The 12,194-nt window shown below is 61.0% G+C and carries 13 protein-coding genes; 7 read left to right on the plus strand and 6 right to left on the minus strand.

What is annotated here, in order from left to right; genetic code table 11:
* The first annotated feature begins 4 nt into the window (after nt 1–4).
* The 6 genes from ACKJSM_RS18550 (at nt 5) to ACKJSM_RS18575 (ending at nt 4,990) form a co-directional block, all read left to right on the plus strand.
* Nucleotides 5–769 (plus strand): amino acid ABC transporter ATP-binding protein, encoded by a 765-nt coding sequence (locus tag ACKJSM_RS18550; protein WP_007957337.1) that lies wholly within the window; start codon nt 5–7, stop codon nt 767–769.
* Between the two features lie 137 nt (nt 770–906).
* Nucleotides 907–1,566, plus strand: a complete 660-nt coding sequence (locus tag ACKJSM_RS18555; RefSeq protein WP_236178239.1) for a FadR/GntR family transcriptional regulator — start codon at nt 907–909, stop codon at nt 1,564–1,566.
* Nucleotides 1,556–2,860, plus strand: coding sequence for a CynX/NimT family MFS transporter (locus ACKJSM_RS18560; protein WP_410238515.1), 1,305 nt, complete (start codon nt 1,556–1,558; stop codon nt 2,858–2,860). The genes ACKJSM_RS18555 and ACKJSM_RS18560 overlap by 11 nt, the downstream gene beginning before the upstream one ends.
* Before the next feature lie 100 nt (nt 2,861–2,960).
* Entirely contained in the window at nt 2,961–3,434 is a 474-nt protein-coding gene (locus tag ACKJSM_RS18565) for a nuclear transport factor 2 family protein (RefSeq protein WP_236178241.1), read from the plus strand.
* 40 nt (nt 3,435–3,474) lie between these two features.
* Nucleotides 3,475–3,777, plus strand: a complete 303-nt coding sequence (locus ACKJSM_RS18570; RefSeq protein ID WP_064593561.1) for a GIY-YIG nuclease family protein — start codon at nt 3,475–3,477, stop codon at nt 3,775–3,777.
* A 277-nt stretch (nt 3,778–4,054) separates the two neighbouring features.
* The gene (locus ACKJSM_RS18575; protein WP_410238516.1) at nt 4,055–4,990 is read left to right on the plus strand and encodes a glutathione S-transferase family protein; all 936 of its coding nucleotides are present in this window, start codon (nt 4,055–4,057) and stop codon (nt 4,988–4,990) included.
* A 31-nt stretch (nt 4,991–5,021) separates the two neighbouring features.
* On the opposite strand, the gene ACKJSM_RS18580 is transcribed toward ACKJSM_RS18575, so the two are convergent.
* Complete coding sequence (locus ACKJSM_RS18580) at nt 5,022–5,372, minus strand: glutaredoxin family protein (RefSeq protein ID WP_410238517.1); 351 nt, start codon at nt 5,370–5,372, stop codon at nt 5,022–5,024.
* Entirely contained in the window at nt 5,372–6,376 is a 1,005-nt protein-coding gene (gene yejK / locus ACKJSM_RS18585; RefSeq protein WP_236178243.1) for a nucleoid-associated protein YejK, read from the minus strand. Before yejK ends, ACKJSM_RS18580 begins: the two co-directional genes overlap by 1 nt.
* A gap of 396 nt (nt 6,377–6,772) precedes the next feature.
* Between yejK and ACKJSM_RS18590 the strand changes: the two genes are divergently transcribed.
* The gene (locus tag ACKJSM_RS18590; RefSeq protein WP_410238518.1) at nt 6,773–7,054 is read left to right on the plus strand and encodes an HU family DNA-binding protein; all 282 of its coding nucleotides are present in this window, start codon (nt 6,773–6,775) and stop codon (nt 7,052–7,054) included.
* Nucleotides 7,055–7,146: 92 nt separating this feature from the next.
* On the opposite strand, the gene rlmF is transcribed toward ACKJSM_RS18590, so the two are convergent.
* From rlmF to ACKJSM_RS18610, 4 genes are all read right to left on the minus strand, one after another.
* A complete protein-coding gene (rlmF, locus tag ACKJSM_RS18595; RefSeq protein WP_410238519.1) occupies nt 7,147–8,172 on the minus strand; it encodes a 23S rRNA (adenine(1618)-N(6))-methyltransferase RlmF in 1,026 nt (341 codons plus the stop codon).
* Nucleotides 8,173–8,305: 133 nt separating this feature from the next.
* The gene (locus tag ACKJSM_RS18600) at nt 8,306–11,152 is read right to left on the minus strand and encodes a valine--tRNA ligase (RefSeq protein ID WP_236178245.1); all 2,847 of its coding nucleotides are present in this window, start codon (nt 11,150–11,152) and stop codon (nt 8,306–8,308) included.
* A gap of 199 nt (nt 11,153–11,351) precedes the next feature.
* Entirely contained in the window at nt 11,352–11,738 is a 387-nt protein-coding gene (locus ACKJSM_RS18605) for a DNA polymerase III subunit chi (protein ID WP_236178246.1), read from the minus strand.
* A gap of 8 nt (nt 11,739–11,746) precedes the next feature.
* A complete protein-coding gene (locus tag ACKJSM_RS18610) occupies nt 11,747–12,175 on the minus strand; it encodes a DNA polymerase III subunit chi (protein ID WP_236178247.1) in 429 nt (142 codons plus the stop codon).
* Nucleotides 12,176–12,194: the final 19 nt, after the last annotated feature.

The following is a 12,194-nucleotide window of genomic DNA, read 5'->3' on the forward strand; positions in this document are numbered from 1 at the left end:
TTCGATGAGCGAAGCAATCAAAAAGCCAGTGGGCCCTGAAGGCATCATTCAGATGCAGGGCGTGAACAAGTGGTACGGCCAGTTCCACGTGCTGAAAGACATCAACCTCAATGTGCGTCAGGGCGAGCGTATCGTGCTGTGCGGCCCGTCGGGTTCCGGCAAGTCCACCACCATCCGCTGTCTCAACCGTCTGGAAGAGCACCAGCAGGGCCGCATCGTGGTCGATGGCGTGGAACTGACCAACGACCTCAAGCAGATCGAAGCGATCCGTCGTGAAGTCGGCATGGTGTTCCAGCATTTCAACCTGTTCCCGCACCTGACCATCCTGCAGAACTGCACCCTGGCGCCGATGTGGGTGCGCAAGATGCCCAAGCGCAAGGCCGAGGAAATCGCCATGCATTACCTGGAGCGCGTACGCATTCCGGAGCAGGCGCACAAGTACCCGGGGCAACTGTCCGGCGGTCAGCAGCAACGTGTGGCGATCGCCCGCGCGCTGTGCATGAAACCGAAAATCATGCTGTTCGACGAACCGACCTCGGCGCTCGACCCGGAGATGGTGAAAGAAGTACTCGACACCATGATCGGCCTGGCTGAAGACGGCATGACCATGCTTTGCGTAACCCACGAAATGGGCTTCGCCCGCACCGTGGCCAACCGCGTGATCTTCATGGACAAGGGCGAAATCGTTGAGCAGGCGGCACCGAACGACTTCTTCGACAATCCGCAGAATGATCGGACGAAGCTGTTCCTGAGTCAGATCCTGCATTGATCCTGATTGGGCGTTGAAATAAACCCGGACTGCGTTCCGGGTTTATTTTTGCCCGGATTTTGTCGGTTGCCCCGGCTGAAAAATCTGACTACCCTGTCAACAAATTCATCCCATGATTGGATGACAGGGCGAATTCCATGTCAGAAAACTCATTATTGATCAAACGATCCTTGGTCGATCAGGCCCTGGATCAATTGCGCCAGCGCATCACCGATGGCACCTGGCAGGTCGGTCAGCGTCTGCCGACCGAGCCCGAGCTGTGCGCAGAACTCGGTATCAGCCGTAACACCGTGCGCGAGGCGATGCGGGTACTGGCGTTCTCTGGGTTGATCGAGATCCGTCAGGGCGACGGCAGTTACCTGCGGGCGGTGGTCGATCCGATGGACACGCTCAAGGCGCTGTCCAGATGCTCGCTGGATCAGGCCCGGGAAACCCGGCACATCCTAGAAGTCGAGGCCATCGGCCTGGCCGCATTGCGTCGGACCGACGACGACCTCGTGGCTCTGCGCGAGGCACTGGGGCACGCCGGCAGTCACTACCACGGCGACCTCGACAGCTACATCGCCTGCGATCTGGTGTTTCACCGCCGTCTGGTGGACGCCGCGCACAATCCGACCCTCAGCGAGCTGTATCGCTATTTTTCCAGCATCGTCGGCGCGCAATTGCGCCAGACCCTGAACATCGTCCCCCGTCGACAGGAAGTCTTCGATTTGCACGTCGCCTTGCTGGAGGCCGTCGAGCAACGCGACCCGGAGCGGGCCAAAGCCCTGTCGAGGCAGTTGATCAATGAACCTTGAAACCGAGAAAACCATGTCCCGCCCAGAAGCCTCCCCGGCTGCCGTTCGCAAGGCCGAGCTCGAAGAATTACTGATCGACGCAGAAGCCGATGACGATCAGGTGCAGCAAAGCCATCCGCTGGTGCGACGTCCGTGGCTGTTGCTGCTGGGGCTGATTCTGGTGGCTCTGAACTTGCGTCCGGCGCTGTCGAGCCTGGCGCCGCTGCTCAGTGAGGTTTCCAAAAGACTTGGCTTGTCCGCCGCTCAGGCGGGGTTGCTGACGACGTTGCCGGTGCTGTGCCTCGGTCTGTTTGCCCCGCTGGCCCCGGTACTCGCGCGACGTTTCGGCGCCGAGCGGGTGGTGCTGGGGATTCTTCTGACACTGGCCGGCGGCATCATCCTGCGCAGCAACTTCGGCGAAACCGGTCTGTTCGCCGGCAGCGTACTGGGTGGCGCGAGCATCGGCATCATCGGCGTGTTGCTGCCGGGCATCGTCAAACGCGACTTCGCCAAACACGCCGGCACCATGACCGGTGTCTACACCATGGCCCTGTGCCTGGGCGCGGCGATGGCGGCGGGTTCCACCGTGCCATTGAGCGAACACTTCGACCACAGCTGGGCCATGGGCCTGGGCTTCTGGGTGATTCCGGCACTGCTCGCGGCAGTGTTCTGGCTGCCGCAAGTCGGCCAAAAGCACGGCGCGCACAACGTTGCCTACCGGGTGCGCGGCCTGCTGCGGGATCCGCTGGCCTGGCAGGTGACCTTGTACATGGGCCTGCAATCGTCGCTGGCCTACATCGTGTTCGGCTGGTTGCCGTCGATCCTCATTGGTCGCGGGCTGACGCCGACCCAGGCTGGCCTTGTGCTGTCCGGTTCGGTGATCATCCAGCTCGCCAGCTCCCTGGCGGCACCGTGGCTGGCCACGCGCGGCAAGGATCAGCGGCTGGCGATCGTGGTGGTCATGGCGCTGACCCTCGGCGGCCTGTTCGGTTGCCTCTACGCGCCGATCGAAGGGCTGTGGGGCTGGGCGATCCTGCTGGGCCTGGGGCAGGGCGGTACGTTCAGCCTGGCGCTGACCCTGATCGTGTTGCGCTCGCGCGATTCCCATGTCGCGGCCAACCTGTCGAGCATGTCCCAGGGTTTCGGCTACACCCTCGCGTCCATGGGGCCGTTCGCAGTCGGCGTGGTGCACGACTGGACCGGCGGCTGGAACGCCGTGGGCTGGATCTTCGGCATCATCGGTGCGGGTGCGATCCTCGCCGGCCTCGGTGCCGGTCGCGCGCTGTACGTGCAGGTGACAAGCGAAAAGGTCTGACACGCACACACTGTCGGTATTCGGAATGCGAATGCCGATAGTGTTTCGGGCGTTTGCGGATTATCGTGCTGGCAATCTGTACATTTCCTGGAGATTGCCCATGAGTGAAGAAGCCCACAGCGCCCTGATCACCCGTTTCTACCAGGCTTTCCAGCGCCTCGACGCCGAGGCCATGGCCGCCTGCTACACCGACGACGTAGTGTTCAGCGATCCGGCCTTCGGTGAGTTGCGCGGGCCCGATGCCGGCGACATGTGGCGCATGCTCACCACCCGCGCCAAGGACTTTTCCCTGACCTTCGACAACGTCCGTGCCGACGAACGCAGTGGCGGTGCCCATTGGGTGGCGACCTACCTGTTCAGCCAGACCGGGAACATCGTGATCAACGATATCCAGGCGCGTTTCGTCTTTCGCGACGGCAAGATCTGCGAACATCACGACCACTTCGACCTGTGGCGCTGGTCCCGTCAGGCGCTGGGCTTCAAAGGCCTGCTGCTGGGCTGGACGCCGCTGGTGCGCAACGCCGTCCGCGCCCAAGCGCTGAAAGGGCTGAAGGCATTTCAGGCGAGTCGCTGATAAGATCGCGACCTGTTTTCCTTAACGCCTGAATTGCCCCGTGACCAGCCTCAGCGAAAATCCTCTCGATGCCGACGTTCCAGTGAGCAAATCCTGGTTCGTCTACCTCGTACGCGCCGCCAACGGTTCGCTGTACTGCGGGATCAGCGATGATCCGGTGCGCCGTTTTGCCAAGCACCAGAGCGGCAAGGGCGCGCGGTTCTTTCTCTCAAGCCCGGCGATGGCGCTGGTCTACACCGAGCGTTGCCGCGACAAGGGCGATGCGTTGCGTCAGGAGCGGTTGATCAAGAAGCTCAGGAAGAGTGCGAAGGAGTGTCTGGTGGCGTCTTATCGGCCTGATTGATCAGGTATTGGCAAACGGTAGAAATCCCCGCGTCGACGCGGTGCCCTCCGGCAAACGACAGGCGAAAAAAAACCGCCTTTGCGGGGCGGTTTCTTCTGTAAACGCCGGTTTGCGGCCGGGTTTACTGATCTCACAGGAGACATTGACGTAGGCGGAGAGTATTCCTCTTTGCATGCCTTATAAACCTGACTGATCAGTTCCCATCAGCCGGATCCGTAGGCTGCGAACGAATTGCGCGCTAAGCTGCTGGCTCACTTTCTGTGCGGCGGAGCCGAGCATGCCCGAGTTGATTCTGCATCATTACCCGACCTCTCCATTCGCCGAAAAAGCCCGGCTGCTGCTGGGGTTCAAGGGCTTGTCCTGGCGTTCGGTGCACATTTCGCCGGTAATGCCCAAGCCTGACCTGACCGCCCTGACCGGTGGCTACCGCAAGACCCCGGTGCTGCAGATCGGTGCCGATATCTATTGCGACACCGCGTTGATCGCCCGCCGCCTCGAACAGGAAAAGGCCCAGCCTTCGTTCTTCCCGGACGGTCAGGAAATGATCGCCGCCAGTTTCGCCGCCTGGGCCGATTCGGTGGTGTTCCAGCATGCGGTGAGCCTGGTGTTCCAGCCGGAATCGGTGGCGGTGCGTTTCGGCAAGCTGCCGCCGGAGGCGATCAAGGCGTTTCTCGCCGATCGTGCCGGGCTGTTCAGCGGTGGCAGCGCGACCAGACTGTCGGCCGAGCAGGCCAGGCACAATTGGCCGACCCTCATGGCGCGTCTGGAGCAGCAGTTGCAGCGTGAAGACGGTGACTACCTGTTCGGTGAGCCGTCGATTGCCGACTTCGCCATGGCCCATCCACTGTGGTTCCTAAAGGCCACGCACGTGACGGCGCCCTTGGTGGATGTTTATCCGGCGGTGTCGGCGTGGCTGGGGCGTGTGCTCGGTTTTGGCCATGGCGCTGCCAGCGAGATGAGTTCGGAGGAAGCACTGGAGATCGCGCGCGGTTCGAAGCCAGCGGCGTTGCCGGACGAAGAGTTCACTGATCCAAACGGGTTCGTGGCCGGTCAGCAGGTGCTGATCGCAGCGACAGACTACGGCGTTGATCCGGTGGCCGGTGAGCTGGTGTTTGCCGGTCGCGAAGAGTTGATCCTGCGCCGTGAAGACGAGCGTGGCGGGTTGGTGCATGTGCACTTCCCGCGTTTCGGTTTCCGAATCGAGAAACGCTGAAACAACTGAGGGAGCCGATTGGCTCCCTCGTTCATTTCAGTGCCGCGAGAATCTCGTCCGGATCAAACCCGCGAATCAACGTGCCATTGATGTCGATCAGCGGAATCCCGCGTCCGCCCAGCGCTTCGTACGCCTTGCGTGCCTCGGCATCCTTCTCGATATCGAATTCCTTGAAGGGAATGCCTTTCTGATCGAGAAAACGCTTGGTCTGCTTGCAGTACCCGCACCAATCCGTGGCGTACAGCACGACATTGGCGTTGGCCCGGACCTGCTCCGACGCCATCTGCGACGGGTTGAACACCCGCTCGATCTTGCCCCAGTTCTGATAGACCACAACCACCAGCAGAACCAGTGCAACCTTTTTCAGCACATTGCCGAGCATCAGGTGCGACGCTTCAACTGATCGGTGAGTGAGGTCGGCAGGCCTTTGATGACCAGGGTCCCGGCTTCTTCGTCGTATTCGATCTTGGAGCCCAGCAGGTGCGCTTCGAAGCTGATCGACAGGCCTTCGGCGCGGCCGGTGAAGCGACGGAACTGGTTGAGCGTGCGCTTATCCGCCGGGATCTCCGGCGACAGGCCGTAATCCTTGTTGCGGATGTGATCGTAGAAGGCTTTCGGGCGCTCTTCGTCAATCAGCTCCGACAGTTCTTCCAGACCCATCGGTTCACCGAGCTTGGCCTGGCTGCTGGCGTAGTCGACCAGGGTCTTGGTCTTCTCGCGGGCGGAATCTTCTGGCAGGTCTTCGCTTTCGACGAAGTCGCTGAAGGCCTTGAGCAGGGTGCGGGTCTCGCCCGGGCCATCGACGCCTTCCTGGCAACCGATGAAGTCGCGGAAGTACTCCGAAACCTTCTTGCCATTCTTGCCCTTGATGAACGAGATGTACTGCTTGGACTGCTTGTTGTTCTGCCACTCGGAAACGTTGATCCGCGCCGCCAGGTGCAGTTGGCCGAGGTCGAGGTGGCGCGACGGGGTCACGTCCAGTTCATCGGTCACAGCCACGCCTTCGCTGTGGTGCAGCAGAGCGATGGCCAGGTAGTCCGTCATGCCTTGCTGATAGTGGGCGAACAGCACGTGGCCGCCGACCGACAGGTTCGATTCTTCCATCAGCTTTTGCAGGTGCTCGACCGCGACTTTGCTGAACGCAGTGAAGTCCTTGCCGCCCTCCATGTATTCCTTCAGCCAGCCGCTGAACGGGAACGCACCGGACTCCGGATGAAACAACCCCCAGGCTTTGCCCTGTTTGGCGTTATAGCTCTCGTTGAGATCGGCGAGCATGTTCTCGATGGCTGCGGACTCAGCCAGTTCGGAGTCACGGGCGTGCAGAACTGCGGGTGTGCCGTCGGGTTTTTTGTCGATCAAATGGACGATGCAATGACGGATCGGCATAGGCTTCTCGGCTGGTGGAAGGGAGGAGGGCGAGCTCCCCCGAAAAAGCGCTCAGTGTACCGCAACCACTGGATTTGGCGCGGGGTGAAGGGCAAATCCGGGTCACCCGACGGGCCTTATGCATTTATTTACCGATTTAGCGCAATAAACCTGACCATTTGGCTAGCTAGAGGCGGATATTTCCTTGTCTCTGTGCTAGTTTTGCCCGGTCTTGTGCGAAGTCACCGCGACAAGCATGCATTCAGCTTTTGTCAGGTCGAACCAAACCTTGATTTCGGCATCTATAACCCCGACTCGTCGTGGTTATCGCCGAGGGTGCCAGATCCAGAAGATCGGGCTCGATGGCTGACACTGCACTCTGCAATCCATATGAATTTGATAGGGAAGGAACACTACATGGCTCTTACTAAAGACCAACTGATCGCCGACATCGCCGAAGCTATCGACGCGCCGAAAACCACCGCGCGTGCCGCTCTGGACCAACTGGGCCAAATCGTTGCCGATCAGCTGGAAAACGGTGCCGAAATCACTTTGCCAGGTATCGGCAAGCTGAAAGTGACCGAGCGTCCTGCCCGCACTGGCCGTAACCCATCGACTGGCGCTGCCATCGAAATCCCTGCCAAGAAAGTGATCAAGCTGGTTGTGGCCAAAAGCCTGAACGACGCTGTGAACAAGTAAGACGCAGCAATATAAAAAGCCGTGCACCGGAGCGATCCGGGCACGGTTTTTTTTGTCTGCGATTCAGTGATTACTGAATCACGCGTACGAATTCAGCTCTTGCGAACCCAGCGTTCACGACGCCAGATCTGCTGCTCGGACTTGGTCTGGAACGTCCAGGCGACGAAGCGGCTCTGCTTCTGCCCCTGGGACATCTCCACCACCTGGCTTTCCAGCGCCCCCGCCTTTTTCAGCGCGGTTTCGATGGCCGGCAGGTTCGAGGCTTTCGAGACCAGGGTACTGAACCACAGCACCTTGTGTGCAAAGTTCGCGCTTTCGGCAATCAGTTGCGTCACGAAACGCGCTTCGCCGCCTTCACACCACAGTTCGGCCGACTGACCGCCGAAGTTCAGTACCGGCAATTTGCGCTTCGGATCGGCCTTGCCCAAGGCTCGCCATTTACGCTCACTGCCCTTGGTGGCCTCTTCCATCGAGGCATGGAATGGCGGGTTGCACATGGTCAGGTCGAAGCGTTCGCCAGGCTCCAGCAGGCCGATCAGGATGTGCTTGCGGTTCTCCTGCTGGCGCAGCTGGATAACCTTGGTCAGGTCGTTGGACTGGACGATGGCCTTGGCGGCGGCCACGGCGGTCGGGTCGATTTCCGAGCCGAGGAAATGCCAGCGGTATTCGCTGTTACCGATCAGCGGATACACGCAGTTGGCGCCCATGCCGATATCCAGCACGTTGACGATGGCGCCGCGCGGAACCACGCCATCGTTGTTGCTGGCCAGCAGGTCAGCCAGGAAGTGGATGTAGTCGGCACGGCCCGGCACCGGCGGGCACAGGTAATCGGCCGGGATGTCCCAATGCTGGATGCCGTAGAACGACTTGAGCAGCGCCCGGTTGAACACACGCACCGCATCGGGACTGGCGAAGTCGATGCTTTCCTTGCCGTACGGGTTGGTGATCACGAACTTCGCCAGTTCCGGCGTGGTCTTGATCAGCGCCGGGAAGTCGTAACGACCCTGATGGCGATTGCGCGGATGAAGGCTGGCTTCTTTACGCGGTCCCGCGGGCTTGGCCGGGGTGGCGGAGTCAGGCTTCTTGCGCGCAGGTTTTGGTGTACGTGGGGCGTTCATGGGCGTGATCGATTCGGGTAGGGCTGAAAGTGGCGGCCATTGTCCCACAGGGAGCCGTGTTGTTGGCCGGAAAAGTGCCGGGCACAAAAAAGGGAGGCCGTTGCGGGCCTCCCTTTTTCAATGCGATTTGCCGTTACAGGCTGGCAATCCGCGCGTGCTGCTCGGCCAGCTTGGCCAGAGCCTGTTCGGCTTCGGCCAGTTTGGCGCGTTCCTTCTCGATGACTTCAGCCGGGGCCTTGTCAACGAAACCGGCATTGGACAGCTTGCCGCCAACGCGCTGAACTTCGCCCTGCAGACGCAGGATTTCCTTGTCCAGACGTGCCAGCTCGGCGCCCTTGTCGATCAGGCCGGCCATCGGCACCAGCACTTCCATCTCGCCAACCAGTGCGGTCGCGGACAGCGGAGCTTCTTCGCCAGCCGCCAGCACGGTGATCGATTCCAGACGCGCCAGCTTCTTCAGCAGCGCTTCGTTCTCGGTCAGGCGGCGCTGGTCTTCAGCGCTGACGTTCTTCAGGTAGATCGGCAGTGGCTTGCCCGGGCCGATGTTCATTTCGCCACGGATGTTACGCGTGCCGAGCATCAGGCCCTTGAGCCATTCGATGTCGTCTTCGGCCGCCGGATCGATGCGCTCTTCGTTGGCCACCGGCCACGCTTGCAACATGATCGTCTTGCCTTGAATGCCGGCCAGCGGCGCGATGCGCTGCCAGATTTCTTCAGTGATGAACGGCATGAACGGATGCGCCAGACGCAGCGCCACTTCCAGTACGCGAACCAGCGTGCGGCGTGTGCCACGCTGACGTTCAACCGGTGCGTTCTCGTCCCACAGCACAGGCTTGGACAATTCCAGGTACCAGTCGCAGTACTGGTTCCAGATGAACTCGTACAGCGCTTGTGCCGCCAGGTCGAAACGGAACTGATCCAGTTGGCGGGTCACTTCGGCTTCGGTGCGTTGCAGCTGCGAGATGATCCAGCGGTCGGCCAGCGACAGTTCGTAGGCTTCGCCGTTCTGGCCGCAGTCCTCGCCCTTGTCCAGAACATACCGTGCGGCGTTCCAGATCTTGTTGCAGAAGTTGCGATAGCCTTCGACGCGGCCCATGTCGAACTTGATGTCGCGACCGGTGGAGGCCAGCGAACAGAAGGTGAAACGCAGGGCGTCGGTGCCGTAGCTGGCGATGCCGTCGGCGAACTCGTCGCGGGTCTGCTTCTCGATCTTCTTCGCCAGTTTCGGCTGCATCAGACCGGAAGTGCGTTTCTGCACCAGGGTTTCGAGCTCGATACCGTCGATGATGTCCAGCGGGTCCAGGACGTTGCCCTTGGACTTGGACATCTTCTGGCCCTGGCCATCACGCACCAGGCCGTGCACGTAAACGGTCTTGAACGGAACCTGCGGCGTGCCGTCCTCGTTCTTGATCAGGTGCATGGTCAGCATGATCATCCGGGCAACCCAGAAGAAAATGATGTCGAAACCGGTGACCAGCACGTCGGTGGAGTGGAATTTCTTCAGGAACTCGGTCTTTTCCGGCCAGCCCAGGGTGGAGAAGGTCCACAGGCCCGAACTGAACCAGGTGTCGAGAACGTCGTTGTCCTGTTGCAGCGCAACGTCCGGGCCAAGGTTGTGCTTGGCGCGCACTTCGGCTTCGTCGCGACCGACGTAGACCTTGCCCGACTCGTCGTACCAGGCCGGGATGCGGTGGCCCCACCACAGCTGACGGCTGATGCACCAGTCCTGGATGTCGCGCATCCACGAGAAGTACATGTTTTCGTACTGCTTCGGCACGAACTGGATGCGACCGTCTTCAACGGCAGCAATCGCAGGCTCGGCCAGCGGCTTGGTGGACACGTACCACTGGTCGGTCAGCCACGGCTCGATGACGGTGCCGGAGCGGTCGCCTTTCGGCACTTTCAGGTTGTGGTCGTCGACGCTGACCAGCAGGCCGGCAGCGTCGAACGCGGCAACGATCTGCTTGCGCGCTTCGAAACGCTCGAGACCGGCGTACTCGGCCGGAATCTTGCCGTCGATGCTGTCGTTCAGCGTGCCGTCGAGGTTGAACACCTGGGCCGCAGGCAGCACGTTGGCGTTCTTGTCGAAGATGTTCAGCAGCGGCAGGTTGTGGCGCTTGCCGACTTCGTAGTCGTTGAAATCGTGGGCCGGGGTGATTTTCACGCAGCCGGTGCCGAATTCAGGATCGCAGTAATCGTCGGCGATGATCGGGATGCGGCGGCCAACCAGCGGCAGCTCGACAAACTTGCCGATCAGGGCTTTGTAGCGCTCGTCGTTCGGGTTCACCGCGACGGCGGAATCGCCGAGCATGGTTTCCGGACGGGTGGTCGCGACGATCAGGAAATCGTTGCCTTCAGCGGTTTTTGCGCCGTCGGCCAGCGGGTACTTCAGGTTCCACAGAAAACCTTTCTCGTCGTGGTTTTCCACTTCGAGGTCGGAAATCGCCGTGTGCAGTTTGGTGTCCCAGTTGACCAGACGCTTGCCGCGATAGATCAGACCGTCTTCGTGCAGACGCACGAACGCTTCCTTAACGGCTTCCGAGAGGCCGTCGTCCATGGTGAAGCGCTCGCGGCTCCAGTCCACGGACGAGCCGAGGCGGCGGATCTGACGGCTGATGTTGCCACCGGACTGGTCCTTCCACTCCCAGACTTTCTCGAGGAATTTTTCCCGGCCCAGATCGTGACGGTTCTGGCCCTGGGCTTCGAGTTGACGCTCCACCAGCATCTGCGTGGCGATACCGGCGTGGTCGGTGCCCGGCTGCCACAGGGTGTTGCGGCCCTGCATGCGGCGGAAACGGATCAGGGCGTCCATGATCGCGTTGTTGAAACCATGACCCATGTGCAGGCTGCCGGTGACGTTCGGCGGCGGGATCATGATGGTGTAGGAGTCGCCCGCGCCTTGCGGGGCGAAGTAGTTCTCGGACTCCCAAGTGTTGTACCAGGAAGTTTCAATGGCGTGCGGCTGGTAGGTCTTATCCATGCGCGGCGGGACCCTATTGGCATTTATTCAGGAAAAGCCGGGAAGTATAGCGGGGCATGGGGCGCAGGGCGAGCGGGGCAGGTCGGGTGGAGGCTTAAATGTGGGAGCTGGCCTGCCAGCGATGCAGGCGCCGCGGTTTTTCAGGAAAGTCGCGTTGATGCAATCGCTGGCAGGCTAGCTCCCCCAGGAGATTGGGGGGCTATTCGTACTGGCCGAGAAGCCGTTCCATCCGCGCCTCGAGGCGACGTTTGATTTCGGTTTCGATGTGCGGGGCGAAGTCGTCGATCACGTCCTGCATGATCAGTTGGGCGGCAGCGCGCAGTTCGCTGTCCAGGTGCAGCAGGGCGTCGGGGCCTTTATCCACAGCGGCAGGCTGCGCGGCAGGCGTCGGCGCGGGGGCAACCTCGACGGCTTGCGGTGGGTTGTCGACCGGGTCGAACAACATCGGAATCTGTTCCTGTTCGCCATCATCGACCGTATCGGTCAACAGCGGCGGTTGCAGGTTGTCATCGCCGAGCAGCTGGCGGATCGACTCAAGGTCATCCAGCAGGTGTGCGGGTTTTTGCAGCGGTTTTGGAGTGTCCATCGGCGTACTCAGAGTCGCTGTAAACGGTGGTCTTGCAGAGGATAGCCCTGTTCGCGGTAGAAACGGAAACTCTCCCGCGCCGCAGTGCGGATCGCCGGATCTTCCACGACAACCTCCGCCACGCGGGCGAATTTGTTGGCGAAAACCGGGACTTTCAGGTCGAGGTTGACCAGCAAGTCCGCGTGCTCGCCGCAGTCGTTGCCCAGTCCCAGCACGATCAAACCTTGCGGTTCGCTTTCGGCAAGGCCGTGAGGCACGAAGGTTTCACCCTTGAATGCCCACAGTCGCGCATCGAGAGCGTCACGCTGGGCAGCATCGCTGCAATGCAGGTAAATGCGGTGGCCCATGCGCCAGGCTTTGTCGGTGAGCTTGCAGGCGAAATCCAGGCGCGCCAAGGGATCGGCGCTGGGCAGGATATAAAAGTCGACTTTGGTCATTGCGGTTCCTGAGCCTTGA

This window comes from Pseudomonas sp. PHC1 (genome assembly GCF_046487845.1).
Taxonomy (GTDB): Bacteria; Pseudomonadota; Gammaproteobacteria; order Pseudomonadales; family Pseudomonadaceae; genus Aquipseudomonas; species Aquipseudomonas sputi.